The organism is Burkholderia sp. 9779_493 (assembly GCF_015712215.1).
In the GTDB taxonomy this organism is placed as follows: Bacteria; Pseudomonadota; Gammaproteobacteria; order Burkholderiales; family Burkholderiaceae; genus Burkholderia; species Burkholderia cenocepacia.
The window spans coordinates 252,732-269,292 of the sequence record NZ_JACCQA010000005.1; the positions used below are offsets into that span (position 1 = coordinate 252,732).

A 16,561-nucleotide genomic window follows, 5' to 3' on the forward strand; every position below is an offset into this window, starting at 1 on the left:
TCGCTGCGGCAACCGGCACCATCCATCGAACGTCTTCGGACTGGAGAATGAAATCATGAGCAAGCTGGCAGGCAAGGTCGCGATCGTCACGGGCGCATCGAAGGGCATCGGCGCGGCAATCGCGAAGGCACTGGCCGACGAAGGCGCGGCGGTCGTCGTCAACTACGCGAGCAGCAAGGCAGGCGCGGACGCGGTCGTCAGCGCGATCACCGAAGCGGGCGGCCGCGCGGTCGCGGTCGGCGGCGACGTGTCGAAGGCCGCCGACGCGCAACGCATCGTCGATACGGCGATCGAAACGTATGGCCGTCTCGACGTGCTCGTCAACAATTCGGGCGTGTACGAATTCGCGCCGATCGAAGCGATCACCGAGGAACACTATCGCCGGCAGTTCGACACGAACGTGTTCGGCGTGCTGCTGACCACGCAGGCGGCCGTCAAGCATCTCGGCGAAGGCGCGAGCATCATCAACATCAGTTCGGTCGTGACCAGCATCACGCCGCCGGCCAGCGCCGTGTACAGCGGCACGAAGGGCGCGGTCGACGCGATCACCGGCGTGCTCGCGCTCGAACTCGGCCCGCGCAAGATCCGCGTGAACGCGATCAACCCGGGGATGATCGTGACCGAGGGCACGCACAGCGCGGGCATCATCGGCTCCGATCTGGAGGCGCAGGTGCTCGGCCAGACGCCGCTCGGCCGCCTCGGCGAGCCGAACGACATCGCGTCGGTCGCCGTGTTCCTCGCGTCGGACGATGCGCGCTGGATGACTGGCGAGCACCTCGTCGTGAGCGGCGGGTTGAACTGATCGTCCGCGGTACCGCGCGAACGGTGGGTGGGCGCCGTTCGCGCCGCTACGCGCTCATCGCCAGCGCATTCGCGCCGACGTGCCACCGCAAACATTCGACGACGAGCGCGTGATCGGCTTCGGAGCCGAGCCCCGCGATCGTCATCGCGCCGACGATGCCGGCGCCGGCGATCCGCAACGGCACGCCGCCGCCGTCGAGCGCGTAGTCGTCGTCCGACAGGCCCTGCGACCGCAGCGACCAGCCGGCCCGCCGAAAGCGCGCGCCGACCGCGAGCGAACTCTGGCCGAACCGCAGCACCGTGTTCTGCCGGCGGCGGATCGCGTCGCTGTCGTGCGCGTCGCTGCCGTCGAGCGCGCAGTAGAACAGCGGCGCCTGCTCGCCGACGATGCTGACCGCGATCGGCAGCCCGCGTCGCGACGCGAGGTTGACCGCGATTTCTCCCATGCGGCGCGCGGCGGCCGCGTTGAAGTGCGGCAGCGCCGGATTCGACGCATCGTCGTCGAAGGCGTGGGGTTCGAGGCGAAAGGGGGGCGTCACCATGGCGGCTCCGTAGCGTTGCCGGCGCTGTCCGCGCGCGCCGGGCGTCGCATCGTCACGGGCCGCGCGCGGGCCCGTGTTTCGTTCAGTGCTTCGGTGTTTCGGCACTTCAGCGCTTCAACGCTTCAGCGTTTCGGCGTCGCATCGAGCATCCACTCGTGCGCGGGATCGTTCTTGAACGCCCATGCGCGGCTGGGGCCCGCCATCACGTTCAGGTAGTACAGGTTGTAGCCGTGAGGCGCGACGACCGGGTGGTAACCGCGCGGCACCATCACGACGTCGTGGTTCTCGACCGCGCATGCCTCGTCGAGGCTGCGGTCGTCGGTGTACACGCGCTGGAACGCGAAACCCTGCGGCGGATCGATCCGGTGATAGTAGGTTTCCTCGAGCGAGGTTTCGTCGGGGGCCGCGTCACGGTCGTGCTTGTGCGGCGGATAGCTGCTCGAATGGCTGGCCGGCGTGACGACTTCGACGACCAGCAGCCGGTCGGCGGCCGGATTGTCGCCCATCAGGATGTCGCAGACGTAGCGCGTGTTGGTGCCCTGGCCGCGTACCGAGCGGCGCATCCGCTCGCCGTCGAGGCGCCGTACCGGCTTGTCGCCGCTCGCGTACGGCGCGGTGCACAGCGCGACTTCCGCATCGCGCGTCGCGACCAGCGTGACGGTCTTGCCGCCCGGCACGTACAGCGCGTCCGGCGACACGTCCTCGAACACGCTGTCGCGCTTGCCGAGCGCATCGTAGGTTGCGCCGTCGACGTCCGCGCGCACCGTGCCCGTGAGCACCACGACGCACAGTTCGCGGGTGCCGGTGTCGAGCGTTTCGGTGTCGCCGGCCTTCAGACGCAGCGCGCGAAAGCCGACGTGCTGCCAGCCGGCCGATTCGGGCGTGACGTTGCAGATTTCGCGGTCGGCGGATGCCTTGACCAGCAGGGGAGAAATCGTCATGAAAGGGGTCTCCGCAATAGGGTGGGGCTCGAGCGCTCACGCGCCTTCGTGCGGGCTCACGCGCTCAACCGGTCGACGATCGCGCGCAGCGACTCGTAGCCCTTCTTCGCATACGCGTAGCTCGGCGCGACGGCCGGGTCCTGTTCGGCCTCGACGACGAGCCAGCCTTCGTAGCCGGCGTCCTTCAGCGTGCGCAGCGTCGCGTCGTAGTCGAGCGCGCCGTCGCCCGGCACCGTGAAGGTGCCGTTGATCACGCCGTTCAGGAAGCTCCAGCCGTCGTTGCGCGCCTGGTTGACCACCTGCGGCCGCACGTCCTTGCAATGCACGTGCGCCACGCGCGATACGTGCTTCTTCAGCAGTGCGACCGGGTCGGCCGCGCCGCCGAAATACGCGTGGCCGGTGTCGAACAGCAGGAACACCTTCGCCGGATCGGTCAGCGCCATCAACCGGTCGACGTCGTCCGGCGATTCGACGTACGCGCCCATGTGGTGATGGTAGGCAAGCCGGATCCCGTACGTGTCGAGCAGGTGCGCGCCGAACGCATCGAGGCGCGCCGCATAGCGCCGCCACGCTGCGTCGTCGACGAAACGCGGCCGCTTCGCGACCGGCGTGTCGATGCTGCCCTGGATCGTGCCCGCGCACTCGCCGTACACGACCACCGTCACGTCGTTGTACTGCAGCTTCGTCATGTGCGCGCGGCAGCGCTCGATTTCGGCGGCGACCGCATCGGCGTCGGTCATGCCCGGCGCGAGCTCCGCGAGGAAGCCCGAATACCAGCCCGACACGCATACGAGCCCGAATTCGGCGAGTTTCGCCTTCAGTTCGGGGCCGGTCTTCGGAAACTTGTTGCCGAGCTCGAAGCCCGCATAGCCGATTTCGGCGCCTTCCTTCAGCGCCGTTTCGAGCGGCGTCTCGCCGCCGAGCGACGGCAGGTCGTCGTTCATCCACGACAGGGGGTTGATACCGATGCGGACGTTCCAGCTCATGACGTGCTTCCTTGATTCGAATGTTGTTGTCTCGGCGCGGCCGATGGAAAGGGGGCGGCTCAGCGTCGCTGGCGGGTTTTCGCGTCGAGATACGCGCGGTGTGCGTCCACGACGCCCGCGCGTTCGGACACCTGCGGCACCGCGACTTCCCACCATGCGCCGCCGTCGTCGGTCGTGCGACGGTGCGTGGTGTCGATCACGAGCACCTGGCTCTTCTTCGCCGCGCGGGCGCGTTTCATTTCGTCGCGCAATTCGCCGATGTCGCGCACGTGCACGGCTTCGGCGCCCATCGCGCGCGCGTGCATCGCGAAGTCGATCGTCGAGCGTTCGCCGCCTTCGGGCACGCAGTCGTCGAGCATGTTGTTGAAGCTCGCGCCGCCGCAATTCAGTTGCAGCCGCTCGATGCAGCCGTAGCCGCGGTTGTCGAGGATCACGACGATCAGCTTGCGGCCGAGCATCACGGAGGTCGCGAGTTCGGCGTTGAGCATCATGTACGAGCCGTCGCCGACGATCACGATCACTTCGCGCTCGGGCCGCGCGAGCTTCGCGCCGAGGCCGCCCGCGACTTCGTAGCCCATGCACGAATACGCGTAATCCATGTGGTAGTTGCCCGGCACGCCGCTGCGCCACAGCTTGTGCAACTCCGCCGGCAGCGTGCCGGCCGCGCACACGACGAGATCGTCGCGCGCGCTGTCGAGGCCCGCGTCGGCCGCGGAGTCGCGCACCGCGCCGATCACTTCCGCGTCGTACGGCAGCGTGTCCGTCGGAATCCGCGTGGTCAGCTCCGTCACGCGCGCGTTCCACGCGGCGGCCTGGTCGCGGCTCGCGGCGATCCACGCCGGGTCGGCGCGCCAGCCGGCCAGCGCGGCCGACAATTGGCCGAGGCCCGTGCGCGCATCGGCCACCAGTTGCCGGCCGCGTTTCTTGCCCGCGTCGAACGGCTGCACGTTCAGGCTCAGCAGCGTCGCGTCGCCGTAGAGCGCGTGCGAACCGGTCGTGAAATCCTGCAGCCGCGTGCCGACCGCGAACACGACGTCGGCCTGCGCGGCCGCGCGGTTCGCGGCGGGCGAGCCCGTCACGCCGATCGAGCCGAGGTTCAGCGGGTGATCCCACGCGAGGCTGCCCTTGCCGGCCTGCGATTCGGCGACCGGTACGCCATGCGTGTCGGCGAACGCGCGCAGCGCGTCCCACGCCTGGCTGTACAGCACGCCGCCGCCGGCGACGATCAGCGGCTTCTTCGCGGCCTTCAGCACGTCGAGCGCATCGGCGAGCTCGAGCGCGTCGGCCGGCGGCCGGCGCATCCGGATCAGCGGCGGCGCGAAGAACGCCTCGGGCCAGTCGTACGCGAAGGTCTGCACGTCCTGCGGCAGCGCGAGACAGACGGGGCCGCACTGCGCGGGATCGGTCATCACCTGGATCGCGCGCGGCAGCGCGACGAGCAGTTGCTCGGGCGACGTGATGCGGTCGAAGTAGCGTGTCACGGGCCGGAAGCAGTCGTTCGCGCTGACGTCGCCCTGTTCGAAATCCTCGACCTGCTGCAACACGGGGTCGGGCAGCCGCGACACGAACACGTCGCCGGGCAGCAGCAGCAGCGGCAGGCGGCCGACGTGCGCGAGCGCGGCCGAGGTCAGCATGTTGGTCGCGCCGGGGCCGATGCTCGACGTCGCGGCCATCATCCGCTGGCGGAAATTCGCCTTCGCGAACGCGACGGCCGCGTTGGCCATTCCTTGTTCGTTGTGCGCGCGAAACGTCGGCAGCCGGTCCTTCTCCGCGTGCAGCGCTTCGCCGAGCCCGGCCACGTTGCCGTGGCCGAAGATCGCGAATACGCCGCCGCAGTACGGCAGGATCTCGGTGCGGCCGTCGGGCTGGACGACTTCGGCGCGCAGGGCGGCCAGGTAGCGCACGAGCGCCTGGCTGACGGTCAGTCTTACGGTGGTGGTCATCGTCGGTCGATAGAGAGAAGTCGGGTGGTCGTCACGAACGGAGGCATCAGGCCGCGGCGGCGCGGGCGGCGGCCCGGCGGCCGAGCCACGCGTCGACCAGTTGCGCGAAATTGCCGGCCACTTCGTCGATCAGCGCCTGATCGTCGATCCGGCCCGCGAACCAGTTCAGCGACGCATCGGCCCACAGCGTGCGGCCGACCATGAAGCCCTTGACGATCGGGTTGGTCGCCGAGCGGAAGCTGTCGACGAGGTATTGCAGCGGCTGGTTCAGCCCGAGGATCACCGCGCCGCGGCAATGCGGGTCGCGCTCGGCGATCAGCGCGGCGAGCCGCGTCCAGCCGTCGGCGGTGAGCGGCGTGAGCTTCCACCATTCGGGTTTCACGCCGAGGTTGTAGAAGCGCGCGACCGTGCGCAGCACCGCGTCGTCCTCGGTGCCGGCCGGCGTGACCGCGCGCGGCGGAATCATTTCCAGCAGCAGCTCGTTGCCGCTCGCACGCGTGGCTTCCCACAGTTCCAGCACGCGCTGCTCCTGCTCGACACGCAGGTCGACGGGGTCGTCGGGGTGATAGTGAACCAGGCACTTCACGACCTGTTCGGTCGGCCAGTGCGTGAGCGACGAGCCGACCGAGCGCGTGTCGTCGAACCGCAGCGGGCGCGAGCCCGGCAGCTCGACCGGACGGCCGACCCACCAGCCGCGCCCGGTGGCCGACGCGAGCGCGTCGCTGCCGTACGCGCCGCCGTCGATCAGCACGCCGACGTGGCCGGCGATGCCGCGATCGCGCTCGACCTGTTCGACCGCGCGCACGAGCAGGCGCTTCAGCGTCTTGATCCGCGCTTCGTCCGCGCCGGCCTGCACCGCGAGCTCGTAGAACTGGCTGCGATGGTCGAACGCCATCACGCACAGGTCGTCCCAGTCGCGGCGCGGCACCGTCACGCGATGCAGGTGCGCGAGCGTGCGGTCGGCATCGACTACCGGATTGCGGCTGCCGTCGAACCAGTGCGCGAGTTCGGCCGGCGTCGGCATCGCGGCCGAGCACGCGTGGCGCGACACGACGATCGCGCCGCACGCGTTCGCGATGCGCGTCGATTCGGCCCAGTCGCGCCCGCGCAGCAGCCCCGACAGCAGGCCCGACAGGAATGCGTCGCCCGCGCCGAGCACGTTGAGCACCTCGACGCGCTCGCCGAGAAAGGTCGGCGCAGCGTCGATGCTGGCCGGAATGTCGCCTTCGATCACGCAACAGCCGAGCGCACCGCGCTTGACGACCAGCGTCGCGTTCGTGATCGCGCGCACCGCCTGCAACGACCCGACCAGGTCGTGCGGTACGCCGCCCGCGATCAGGAATTCTTCCTCCGTGCCGACCAGCAGGTCGAATTCGCCGAGCACCTGCTGCAACTGCCGCGTCACCTGCGCGTCGGGCACGTAGCGGTTTTCGCCGGCGCCGCGTGCGGTCAGTCCCCACAGCACCGGCCGGTAGTCGATGTCGAGGATGCGCACCGTGCCGTGGCTGCGCGCATACGTCAACGCGGTCAGCGACGCCTCGCGCGTACCCGGCGTCGACAGATGCGTGCCGGTGATCGCGAGCGCGCGGCAACCGGCGATGAAGTCCTCGCGGATCTCGTCGGCGCGCACGGCCATGTCCGCGCAGTTCTCGCGCACGAACAGCAGCGGAAACGTATCGCGATCCCTCAGCCCGAGCAGCACCAGCGCGGTGAGGCGCTCGCGGTCGGTCTGCAACTGGCTCGTGTCGCAGCCTTCGCGCTCGAGCGTCTCGCGCAGGAAGCGGCCCATCTGCTCGTCGCCGACGCGCGAAATCATCGCGGTCTTCAGCCCGAGCCGCGCGACGCCGAACGCGACGTTGCCCGACGAGCCGCCGAGATACATCTGGAAGCTGCGCGCGTCCTCGAGGCGGCTGCCGTACTGCTGCGCATAGAGATCCACGGCCACGCGGCCGAGGCAGGCGAGATCGATGGGGCGGTCACTCGGAAAGTTCAGCAGGCTCATATCACGTGTCACGCTCGCGGCCGGCGTTCGGCGCTGCCGGCAGATTAGGGGACCGATCCGGCGACGGCTGTCCGCAGCAGGTGCTGCACGACGCGAGGCTGCCTGTCGCCGGGATTCGGGCTACGGAACGGAGTCTAGACTTTTTGGAAATCCAGTTCCCTAGGTGAAATCACGTAGAAATAAATTTCCAAATTTTCGAGGAAGTGATCTACAGTTTCATCCGGATGCTTCAGTCCCGATCGGACCCGATCGGACTCGGCCCGGCGGCGCGCAACGCGCCGTCTTCCGCCCCCCGGAGATGAGGAGACAGATTGATCATGAAGACCAAGCTGATGGCCGTCGCGGCCGCCGCGATCCTGGCTGCGCCGCTCGCGCATGCCGAGAAGATCGGCGTGACGATGGCATCGTTCGACGACACATTCCTGACCATCCTGCGCAACAGCATCGCCGATTCGGCGAAGAAGGACGGCGCGACGGTGCAGATCGAGGACGGCGGCAACGACGTCGGCAAGCAGTTGAGCCAGGTCCAGAACATGATCGCGCAGAAGGTCGACGCGATCATCGTGAACGCGGTCGATACCGACGCGACGCCGAAGATCACGAAGATGGTGACCGCCGCGAAGATCCCGCTCGTCTACGTGAACCGCAAGCCGGTCGATTTCGACAAGCTGCCGGCCGGCGTCGCGGTCGTCGCCTCCGACGAAAAGCAGTCGGGCACGCTGCAGGCGCGCCAGGTGTGCAAGCTGCTCGGCGGCAAGGGCGACATCCTCGTGCTGATGGGCGAGCTGTCCAACGAATCGGCGCGCGCCCGCACCAAGGACATCGAGGACGTGATCGCGACGAAGGATTGCGCGGGCATGAAGATCGTCGACAAGCGCGAAGGCAAGTGGAGCCGCACGCAGGGCCAGGACATCACGATGAACTGGCTGAGCTCCGGGACCAAGTTCGACGCGATCGTGTCGAACAACGACGAAATGGCGATCGGCGCGATCAACGCGCTGAAGGCCGCGCGCAAGCTCACGCCGAAGACCGTCGTCGCCGGCATCGACGCGACGCCGGACGGGCTTGCCGCGATGAAGGCCGGCGAGCTGAAGGTGTCGGTGTACCAGAACGCGACCGGGCAGGGCGCGCAGGCGGTGGCCGCGGCGCTCAAGCTCGCGAAGAAGCAGCCCGTCGATCGCTACGTGAACGTGCCGTTCGAGCTCGTGACGCCCGACAACATGAACCAGTACGCGAAGCACTGACCGGTTTTTCCGTTGAACTGCGCGGGCCCGGTACGCCGGGTTCGCGCGACTTGTCGAGGAACGTCCATGTTTACAGCCAGGATCGCGCGCCCGATGGCCGCCGGCGACGCCCCGGCGGCTTCGTCCGGGGCGGCCGGCGCGTCCGGTTCGCCGCCGCCTTCCGCGGCCGACTGCGTGCTCGAGGTGCGCGGGGTCGGCAAGTCCTTTCCCGGCGTCGTCGCGCTCGACGGCGTGCAGTTCCGCGTGCGCCGCGGCACCGTTCATGCGCTGATGGGCGAGAACGGCGCCGGCAAGTCCACGCTGATGAAGATCATCGCGGGCGTCTACACGCCCGACCAGGGCGAAATCCTGATCAACGGCGAACCGGTCGTGCTGAACGGCCCGCTCGACGCGCTCGACCGCGGGATCGCGATGATCCATCAGGAACTCAACCTGATGCCGTACATGACGGTCGCGGAGAACATCTGGATCCGCCGCGAACCGAAGAACCGCTTCGGCCTGATCGATCACGCCGAGCTGCGCCGCCGCACGGCCGCGCTGTTCGAGCGGCTGTCGATCGACATCGATCCGGAAACCGACGTGCGCACGCTGACGGTCGCGAGCCGCCAGATGGTCGAGATCGCGAAGGCCGTGTCGTTCGACTCGGACGTGCTGATCATGGACGAGCCGACCTCCGCGCTGACCGACAAGGAAGTCACGCACCTGTTCCGGATCATTCGCCAGCTGCGCGAGCAGGGCAAGGGCATCGTCTACATCACGCACAAGATGAACGAGCTGTTCGAGATCGCCGACGAGTTCTCGGTGTTCCGCGACGGCAAGTACATCGGCACGCATGCGTCGAGCGACGTCACGCGCGACGACATCATCCGCATGATGGTCGGGCGCGAGATCACGCAGATGTTCCCGAAGGAGGACGTGCCGATCGGCGACGTCGTGCTGTCGGTGAAGGATCTCTGCGTCGACGGCGTGTTCCGCGACGTGAGCTTCGAGCTGCGCGCGGGCGAAATTCTCGGCGTCGCCGGCCTCGTCGGCTCGGGGCGCTCGAACGTCGCGGAGGCGCTGTTCGGCGTCGTGCCGGCCACCTCGGGCGAAATCCGCATCGACGGCAAGCCGGTGCGGATCGCGACGCCCGCGCAGGCGATGAAGCACGGGATGGCGTTCCTCACCGAGGACCGCAAGGATTCCGGCTGCTTCCTGAATCTCGACCTGCTCGCGAACATGGAAGCGGCGGTGCTCAGCCACCGCTACGTGAAGTTCAATTTCGTGCAGCAGGCGCAGTTGAAGCGCGACTGCGAGGAAATGAGCCGGATGCTGCGCGTGAAATCGCCCGGGCTGCACGAGGAAATCCAGAACCTGTCGGGCGGCAACCAGCAGAAGGTGCTGATCGGCCGGTGGCTGCTCACGCAGCCGCGCATCCTGATTCTCGACGAACCGACCCGCGGCATCGACGTCGGCGCGAAGGCCGAGATTCACCGGCTCGTCAGCGCGCTCGCGGGCAAGGGCGTCGCGGTGCTGATGATCTCGTCGGAAATGCCGGAAGTGCTCGGGATGAGCGATCGCGTGATGGTGATGCACGAAGGGCGCATGACCGGCATCGTCGATCGCAAGGACGCCGACCAGGTCCGCATCATGGATCTCGCGTCGCGCTGAGCCGAAACAAGATTGGAGACAACTGAAATGGGCAACCTGAACCCGGTCGCGGATGCGCAGACCATGACACTCAAGTCGCGGCATACGAAGTGGCCGCCCGAACTGAGCATCTTCCTCGTACTGGTCGGCATCAGCCTGTTCTTCGAGATCGTCGGCTGGATCGTCGTCGGCCAGAGCTTCCTGTTCAATACCGAGCGGCTCGAGATCATCGTGCTGCAGATGGCCGTGATCGGCATCATCGCGGTCGGCGTGAACCTCGTGATCATCACCAGCGGGATCGACCTGTCGTCGGGGTCGGTCGTCGCGGCGGCGGCCGTCGTGTCGGCGAGCCTCGCGCAGGTGTCCGACTTCCCGCGCGCGGTGTTTCCGCACCTCACCGACTTGCCGATCATCTGGCCGGTGCTGGCCGGCGTGTGCGTCGGGCTGCTGGTCGGCCTGCTGAACGGCTCGCTGATCGCGATGACGGGCATCCCGCCGTTCATCGCGACGCTCGGCACGATGGTCGCCGCGCGCGGCTTCGCGAAGTGGTTCACCAACGGGATGCCGGTGTCGATGCTGACCGACCAGTTCGCGGCGATCGGCGCGGGCGCCAACCCGGTGATCATCTTTCTCGTGATCGCCGCGATCTTCCACGTCGTGCTGCGCTATACGCGCTTCGGCAAGTACACCTATGCGATCGGCGCGAACCGCCATGCGGCCGTCGTGTCGGGCATCAACGTCACGCGGCACCTGGTGTTCGTCTATGCGATCGCGGGCCTGCTGAGCGGGATCGCCGGCACGGTGACGGCCGCGCGCGCGATCTCCGGCCAGTCGGGCATGGGCGTGATGTACGAGCTCGATGCGATCGCGGCCGTCGTGATCGGCGGCACGTCGCTGTCGGGCGGCCTCGGCCGCGTGACGGGCACCGTGATCGGCGTGCTGATCCTCGGCGTGATGACGTCGGGCTTCACGTTCATCCGCATCGACGCGTACTACCAGGAGATGGTGAAGGGCGCGATCATCGTCGCGGCCGTGATCGCCGACCAGTACCGCAACAAGAAGTCGCGCCGTTGAGCGCGCGCGTGATCCCAAAATCAGACTTCGCATAGGACACCCGATGAAGATCGCGCTGGACCCCTACATGATTCGCCATCTGCCGCTCGACCGGCTGCCGCACGCGGTGGCCGAGCTCGGCTACGACCAGATCGAGCTGTCGCCGCGCAGCGACTTTCTCGACTGGTGGGTGATGCCGCGTGCGACGCGGGAACGCATGGCCGCGTTCCGCCAGGCGCTGCGCGCGAGCGGCGTCGGCCTCGCGTCGCTGCAGCCGATGTACCGCTGGGCAAGCCCGTTCGACGACGAGCGGCAATGGTCGGTGCGCTGCTGGAAGAAGGCGATCGAGGTGGCAGTCGAGATGGAGTGCCCGCTGATGGTGTCGGAGTTCGGGCGCGGCGCGTCGCCCGAGCGCTCGGTCGGCGAGCGGCCGGGCGCGAACCCGAAGGAGCTGTGCGAGGCCGCGTGGTTCCGCTCGATGGACGAGCTGCTGCCGATCTTCGAGCGCGAACGCATCGTGCTGTCGGTCGAGCCGCATCCGGAGGACTGGATCGAGCAGTTGCAGCCGGCGATCGACATCGTCACGAACCTCGGTTCGCCGTCGCTGAAGCTGTCGTACATCGCGCCGCACACGTTCTACTACGGCGACGACATGGCCGCGATGATCGCGCAGGCCGCGCCGATCCTCGCGCACGTGCGCGTGGCCGACACGTTCGACCACCGCAAGAGCAGCCAGCTGCGCTACATCGTGAACCCGCCCGGCTCGAACCAGATCCGCGTGCACCAGCATCTCGACATCGGGCAGGGCGAGATCGACTGGGACGTGTTTTTCCGCGCGCTCGGCGCGGCCGGTTTCGACGGCGTGATGTCGTCGTGCGTGTTCGCGTGGGAAGACCGCGCGGAAGCGTCGTCGCGCTACATGCGCGACGCGATCCAGCGCTACGTCGATCGCCATTTCGATCGCACCGCGCGCTGAACGGCTGATGACCGATGACTGACCGGCGCGGCACGGGCCGCGTCGCTGATGAACGAACGACTGGAGAGAACTGCATGACCTTGCAAATCGGCGTGATCGGCTGCGGCGCGATCGGCCAGGACCACATCCGCAGACTGACCCGCACGCTGTCCGGCGCGCGCGTCGTGGCCGTCAACGACATCGATCCGCAGCAGGCGCGCGATGCGGTGACGAAGTACGGGCTCGACGCCGAGATCTACGGCGACGGCCACGAAGTGGTCGCGGCCGCCGACGTGCAGGCCGTGCTCGTCACGTCGTGGGGGCCGACGCACGAAGCGTTCGTGCTCGACGCGATCGCGCACGGCAAGCCGGTGTTCTGCGAGAAGCCGCTGGCCGTCACGGCCGACGGCTGCATGCGGATCGTCGAAGCGGAAGTCGCGCACGGCAAGCGGCTCGTGCAGGTCGGCTTCATGCGGCCGTACGACGAAGGCTATCGCGCGCTCAAGCGCGTGATCGACAGCGGCCAGATCGGCGCGCCGCTGATGCTGCATTGCGCGCACCGCAACCAGTCGGTCGGCGAGCGCTACACGACCGACATGGCGATCACCGACACGCTGATCCACGAACTCGACGTGCTGCGCTGGCTGCTCGGCGAGGACTACACGAGCGCGCAGGTCGTCTATCCGAAGAAGACGCGCCATGCGAGCGCGCATCTCGCCGATCCGCAGATCGTGCTGCTGGAGACCGCGAGCGGCGTGCGCATCGACGTCGAGATCTTCGTGAACTGCCAGTACGGCTACGACATCCAGTGCGAGGTGGTCGGCGAGCAGGGCATCGCGAAGCTGCCCGATCCGCCCGCCGTCGGGCTCAAGCATGCGGCGCGGCAGTCGGTCGAGATCATGACCGACTGGAAGGAGCGCTTCATCGCGTCGTACGACGTCGAGTTGCAGGCGTTCATCGACGGTGTGCGGCAGGGCGCGCTGACCGGGCCGTCCGCGTGGGACGGCTACGCGGCGGCGGTCGCGGCCGACGCGTGCGTGCGGGCCCAGCAGAGCGGCGCGGTCGAGCCGATCGCGATGGCCGAGCGTCCCGCGTTCTATCGCGGCTGACCCGCGGCTGCGCGCCGCTTACTTGCCGGACCGACCGACATGACGATGAAGATTGGCTGCGCGCCCTGCTGCTGGGGCGTCGACGACGTGAAGAACCCGCACCTGCCGCCGTGGCGGCACGTGCTTGCCGAGGCCGCGCAGGCCGGCTACTCGGGCATCGAGCTCGGGCCGTACGGCTACATCCCGCTCGATCTCGACGCGGTGAGCGCGGAGCTCGAACGGCAACGCCTGAGCATCACGGCCGGCACGATCTTCGACGATCTCGTGTCGCCGGAGAACCTGCCGAACCTGCTGCGCCAGACGCGCGACATCTGCGCGCTGATCACGCAACTGCCGAAGCTGCCGACGCAGGACGGCCAGCGCTACGCGGCGCCATACCTGGTCGTGATGGACTGGGGCCACGAGGAACGCGACTACGCGGCCGGCCACGGCGATCGCGCGCCGCGGCTGTCCGCCGAGCGCTGGGCGCGGATGGTCGACCATATCCGGCAGATCGCGACGATCGCGCGCGACGAGTTCGGCGTGCGCGCGGTGATCCATCCGCATGCGGGTGGCTACATCGAGTTCGCGGACGAGATCGACCGGATCGTCGCCGATATGCCGGCCGACACGGCGGGCCTGTGTCTCGACACCGGCCACCTGTATTACTCGGGCATGGACCCCGAAACGTGGTTGCGCCGCCATGCGGCACGGCTCGACTACGTGCACTTCAAGGATATCGACGCGGCCGTATACGACGCGGTGATGGGCGAGCACATCGCGTTCTTCGCGGCCTGCGCGCGCGGCGTGATGTGCCCGATCGGCACCGGCGTGCTCGACTACCCGGCGATCCGCCAGGCGCTCGTCGACATCGGCTACGCGGGCTACATCACGATCGAACAGGAGCGCGACCCGCGCAACGCCGGCACGAGCCTGCGCGACGTCGCCGCGAGCCGCGCGTTTCTCGCGTCGGCCGGTTTTGCATGATCCCCTGAACCCGCACCAGGAACACCACCATCATGATTGACGGACAGATTCTGCTTGGCCATTCGATTCGCTGGGGCATGGTCGGCGGCGGTCTCGGCAGCCAGATCGGCTACAGCCACCGGTCGGCCGCGCTGCGCGACGGCAGCTTCCAGCTGGTCGCCGGCGCATTCGACCTCGATCCCGAGCGCGGCCGCCAGTTCGGCGTGAAGCTCGGTGTCGCGGCCGAGCGCTGCTATCCCGACTACGCGACGATGTTCGACGCCGAGGCGCGTCGCCCCGACGGCATTCGTGCGGTGTCGATCGCGACGCCGAACAACACGCACTTCGAGATCTGCCGCGCCGCGCTGAACGCGGGGCTGCACGTGGTCTGCGAGAAGCCGCTGTGCTTCACGACCGAAGAGGCCGAGGCGCTGCAGCGTCTGTCGGTCGAGAAGAACCGGATCGTCGGCGTCGCGTACGGCTATTCCGGACACCAGATGATCGAACAGGCGCGCGAGATGATCGCGCGCGGCGATCTCGGCGAGATCCGCATCGTGCAGATGCAGTTCGCGCACGGCTTCCACAGCGAGGGCGTCGAGGCCGCGAGCGCGGCCGCGCGCTGGCGCGTCGATCCGAAGTTCGCGGGCCCGAGCTACGTGCTCGGCGACATCGGCACGCATCCGCTGTACATCTCCGAGGTGATGGCGCCGGCACTGAAGATCCGGCGGCTGATGTGTTCGCGGCAGAGCTTCGTGAAGAGCCGCGCGCCGCTCGAGGACAACGCGTTCACGATCATGGAATACGACACCGGCGCGATCGGCTACGTATGGTCGAGCGCGGTGAATGCCGGCTCGATGCACGGGCAGAAGGTGCGCGTGATCGGCTCGAAGGCGAGCATCGAATGGTGGGACGAGCATCCGAACCAGTTGCGCTACGAAATCCAGGGGCAGCCCGCGCAGGTGCTCGATCGCGGGATGCCGTACCTCCATCCGCACGCATTGCGCGAAGACCGCATCGGCGCCGGGCATCCGGAAGGGTTGTTCGAGGCCTGGTCGAACCTCTACGCGCGCTTCGCGCTCGCAATGGACGCGGCCGATCGCGGCGACATGGCGGCGGTGAAGGCCATCCGTATTCCGGACGTGCACGCCGGTGTCGAGGGCGTACGGTGGGTCGAGAATTGCGTGCGTTCGGCCGATGCGGGCAGCGTGTGGGTCGACTATCGTTGAAACGGGGGCGGGCCGGCTGCGCCGCGCGTCGTCGCGTTTGGTCGCGTTTGTTCGCGACCGCCGGCCTCGGTAGACGCCCTAATCTTTACGACGCCGCGAGCGCGTTGGACAATCGTTTTCAGTCTTGCCGTGGAGCGTGTGCAAGTGATGATCGAGCGCGTGGGAGCGAGCAGGCGGCGCGGGCCGTGCCGCAAACGTGATTAAATTCGCCCTTCATGCATGTATCCAGTCGAGCCCCGGGCCGTGCCGGCCAGCCACGCGCGCGCACCGGGGCCGTCAACTTCGCGCTATCCGATGAGTTCATCCGAGAAACCTCCCGCCACCGTCGAGGCGTTCCTGCAGCACCTGACGCAGGAGTACGACAGCCTCAGCAATCGCCTGAAGGTGATTGCGCGCCACGTGGAAACGCATCGGGACCAGCTTGGGCTGGAAGGCATCCAGTCGCTCGCGGAGGCCTGCGGCGTGCAGCCGTCGGCCGTCGTGCGCTTCGCGAAGCACTTCGGCTTCTCCGGGTTCTCCGAGATGCAGCGGCTGTTCCGCGAAGGGCTCGCGCAGCAGATCGCGCCGGGGCGCGCGTACAACCTGCGGCTGCGCGACGTGATCGAGGCCGGCTCGTCGAGCCTGCAGCCCGAACAGATCGCCGACGAATTCATCAAGGGCAGCATTGCCGGGATGCAGCAGTTGCGGCAGACGCTCGATTCGCAGGCGCTCGCGCAGGCCGTCGACCTGCTCGCCGATACGCAGGCGATCTGGATCGCCGGGTCGCGGCGCGCGTTCCCGATCGCCGTGTATCTCGACTATGCGCTGCAGCACACGGACAAGCGGATCGGGCTGTTCAGCGCGCTCGGCAGCATGCATCTCGGCCAGATCCGCTCGGTGCGCGAGGGCGACGTGATGATCGCGATCTCGTTCATGCCGTATGCGGACGAGACCGTGCAGGTCGCGCAGCAGGCCGCGCAGCGCGGCGCGCGGTTGATCGCGATCACCGACAGCCGGATGAGCCCGCTCGCGCGGGAGGCGGAAGTGACGCTGATGGTGCAGGACAGCGCGACGTTCGGTTTTCGTGCACTGACGGCCACGATGGGCCTCGCGCAGAGCCTGTTCGTCGCGCTCGCGTACCGGCTCGAGCTGTCGTACCTGCCGACCGCCGACGGCGCGCACGGCACGAAGGCCGGTTGATCCCGG

Annotated in this window: 14 protein-coding genes; 9 read left to right on the forward strand and 5 right to left on the reverse strand. The window is 68.1% G+C overall.

All coding sequences use genetic code 11. The annotated features are described in order from the left end of the window. Positions 1-55: 55 nt before the first annotated feature. Complete coding sequence (locus tag H0X95_RS07285; protein ID WP_006481604.1) at positions 56-802, forward strand: SDR family NAD(P)-dependent oxidoreductase; 747 nt, start codon at positions 56-58, stop codon at positions 800-802. Positions 803-848: 46 nt separating this feature from the next. On the opposite strand, the gene H0X95_RS07290 is transcribed toward H0X95_RS07285, so the two are convergent. From H0X95_RS07290 to H0X95_RS07310, 5 genes are all read right to left on the reverse strand, one after another. Then, positions 849-1,343, reverse strand: coding sequence for a heme-degrading domain-containing protein (locus H0X95_RS07290; RefSeq protein WP_006497766.1), 495 nt, complete (start codon positions 1,341-1,343; stop codon positions 849-851). Positions 1,344-1,465: 122 nt separating this feature from the next. After that, positions 1,466-2,284, reverse strand: coding sequence for a 5-deoxy-glucuronate isomerase (gene iolB, locus H0X95_RS07295; protein WP_060263238.1), 819 nt, complete (start codon positions 2,282-2,284; stop codon positions 1,466-1,468). A 56-nt stretch (positions 2,285-2,340) separates the two neighbouring features. Then, positions 2,341-3,270 (reverse strand): myo-inosose-2 dehydratase, encoded by a 930-nt coding sequence (iolE, locus tag H0X95_RS07300; RefSeq protein ID WP_006481603.1) that lies wholly within the window; start codon positions 3,268-3,270, stop codon positions 2,341-2,343. A 59-nt stretch (positions 3,271-3,329) separates the two neighbouring features. Continuing rightward, complete coding sequence (iolD, locus tag H0X95_RS07305) at positions 3,330-5,213, reverse strand: 3D-(3,5/4)-trihydroxycyclohexane-1,2-dione acylhydrolase (decyclizing) (protein ID WP_196445997.1); 1,884 nt, start codon at positions 5,211-5,213, stop codon at positions 3,330-3,332. Between the two features lie 46 nt (positions 5,214-5,259). Further along, positions 5,260-7,215: a bifunctional 5-dehydro-2-deoxygluconokinase/5-dehydro-2-deoxyphosphogluconate aldolase gene (locus H0X95_RS07310; protein WP_196445998.1), complete on the reverse strand. Its 1,956-nt coding sequence runs from the start codon at positions 7,213-7,215 to the stop codon at positions 5,260-5,262. Between the two features lie 317 nt (positions 7,216-7,532). Between H0X95_RS07310 and H0X95_RS07315 the strand changes: the two genes are divergently transcribed. From H0X95_RS07315 to H0X95_RS07350, 8 genes are all read left to right on the forward strand, one after another. Further along, entirely contained in the window at positions 7,533-8,459 is a 927-nt protein-coding gene (locus H0X95_RS07315) for a sugar ABC transporter substrate-binding protein (RefSeq protein WP_012492538.1), read from the forward strand. Positions 8,460-8,525: 66 nt separating this feature from the next. Continuing rightward, the gene (locus tag H0X95_RS07320; protein ID WP_012492539.1) at positions 8,526-10,109 is read left to right on the forward strand and encodes a sugar ABC transporter ATP-binding protein; all 1,584 of its coding nucleotides are present in this window, start codon (positions 8,526-8,528) and stop codon (positions 10,107-10,109) included. A 27-nt stretch (positions 10,110-10,136) separates the two neighbouring features. Further along, on the forward strand, positions 10,137-11,162 hold the full coding sequence (locus H0X95_RS07325) for an ABC transporter permease (RefSeq protein ID WP_034200677.1): 1,026 nt from the start codon (positions 10,137-10,139) through the stop codon (positions 11,160-11,162). Between the two features lie 43 nt (positions 11,163-11,205). After that, positions 11,206-12,117 carry a sugar phosphate isomerase/epimerase family protein gene (locus H0X95_RS07330; RefSeq protein WP_196445999.1) on the forward strand — a complete coding sequence of 304 codons (912 nt, stop codon included), beginning with the start codon at positions 11,206-11,208 and terminating at the stop codon, positions 12,115-12,117. Positions 12,118-12,191: 74 nt separating this feature from the next. Next, the gene (locus tag H0X95_RS07335) at positions 12,192-13,205 is read left to right on the forward strand and encodes a Gfo/Idh/MocA family oxidoreductase (RefSeq protein WP_006497760.1); all 1,014 of its coding nucleotides are present in this window, start codon (positions 12,192-12,194) and stop codon (positions 13,203-13,205) included. A 39-nt stretch (positions 13,206-13,244) separates the two neighbouring features. After that, a complete protein-coding gene (locus tag H0X95_RS07340) occupies positions 13,245-14,171 on the forward strand; it encodes a TIM barrel protein (RefSeq protein WP_058901380.1) in 927 nt (308 codons plus the stop codon). Positions 14,172-14,203: 32 nt separating this feature from the next. Beyond that, positions 14,204-15,376 (forward strand): Gfo/Idh/MocA family protein, encoded by a 1,173-nt coding sequence (locus tag H0X95_RS07345; RefSeq protein ID WP_006488917.1) that lies wholly within the window; start codon positions 14,204-14,206, stop codon positions 15,374-15,376. Positions 15,377-15,670: 294 nt separating this feature from the next. Beyond that, positions 15,671-16,555, forward strand: a complete 885-nt coding sequence (locus H0X95_RS07350; protein ID WP_196446000.1) for a MurR/RpiR family transcriptional regulator — start codon at positions 15,671-15,673, stop codon at positions 16,553-16,555. The last annotated feature ends 6 nt before the right edge of the window (positions 16,556-16,561 follow it).

What these genes read in the sequence shown, in the direction of transcription:
- H0X95_RS07285 (WP_006481604.1), top strand. Translation starts at nt 56, where the DNA reads ATGAGCAAGCTGGCAGGCAAGGTCGCGATCGTCACGGGCGCATCGAAG.
- H0X95_RS07290 (WP_006497766.1), bottom strand. Translation starts at nt 1,343, where the DNA reads ATGGTGACGCCCCCCTTTCGCCTCGAACCCCACGCCTTCGACGACGAT.
- iolB (WP_060263238.1), bottom strand. Translation starts at nt 2,284, where the DNA reads ATGACGATTTCTCCCCTGCTGGTCAAGGCATCCGCCGACCGCGAAATC.
- iolE (WP_006481603.1), bottom strand. Translation starts at nt 3,270, where the DNA reads ATGAGCTGGAACGTCCGCATCGGTATCAACCCCCTGTCGTGGATGAAC.
- iolD (WP_196445997.1), bottom strand. Translation starts at nt 5,213, where the DNA reads ATGACCACCACCGTAAGACTGACCGTCAGCCAGGCGCTCGTGCGCTAC.
- H0X95_RS07310 (WP_196445998.1), bottom strand. Translation starts at nt 7,215, where the DNA reads ATGAGCCTGCTGAACTTTCCGAGTGACCGCCCCATCGATCTCGCCTGC.
- H0X95_RS07315 (WP_012492538.1), top strand. Translation starts at nt 7,533, where the DNA reads ATGAAGACCAAGCTGATGGCCGTCGCGGCCGCCGCGATCCTGGCTGCG.
- H0X95_RS07320 (WP_012492539.1), top strand. Translation starts at nt 8,526, where the DNA reads ATGTTTACAGCCAGGATCGCGCGCCCGATGGCCGCCGGCGACGCCCCG.
- H0X95_RS07325 (WP_034200677.1), top strand. Translation starts at nt 10,137, where the DNA reads ATGGGCAACCTGAACCCGGTCGCGGATGCGCAGACCATGACACTCAAG.
- H0X95_RS07330 (WP_196445999.1), top strand. Translation starts at nt 11,206, where the DNA reads ATGAAGATCGCGCTGGACCCCTACATGATTCGCCATCTGCCGCTCGAC.
- H0X95_RS07335 (WP_006497760.1), top strand. Translation starts at nt 12,192, where the DNA reads ATGACCTTGCAAATCGGCGTGATCGGCTGCGGCGCGATCGGCCAGGAC.
- H0X95_RS07340 (WP_058901380.1), top strand. Translation starts at nt 13,245, where the DNA reads ATGACGATGAAGATTGGCTGCGCGCCCTGCTGCTGGGGCGTCGACGAC.
- H0X95_RS07345 (WP_006488917.1), top strand. Translation starts at nt 14,204, where the DNA reads ATGATTGACGGACAGATTCTGCTTGGCCATTCGATTCGCTGGGGCATG.
- H0X95_RS07350 (WP_196446000.1), top strand. Translation starts at nt 15,671, where the DNA reads ATGAGTTCATCCGAGAAACCTCCCGCCACCGTCGAGGCGTTCCTGCAG.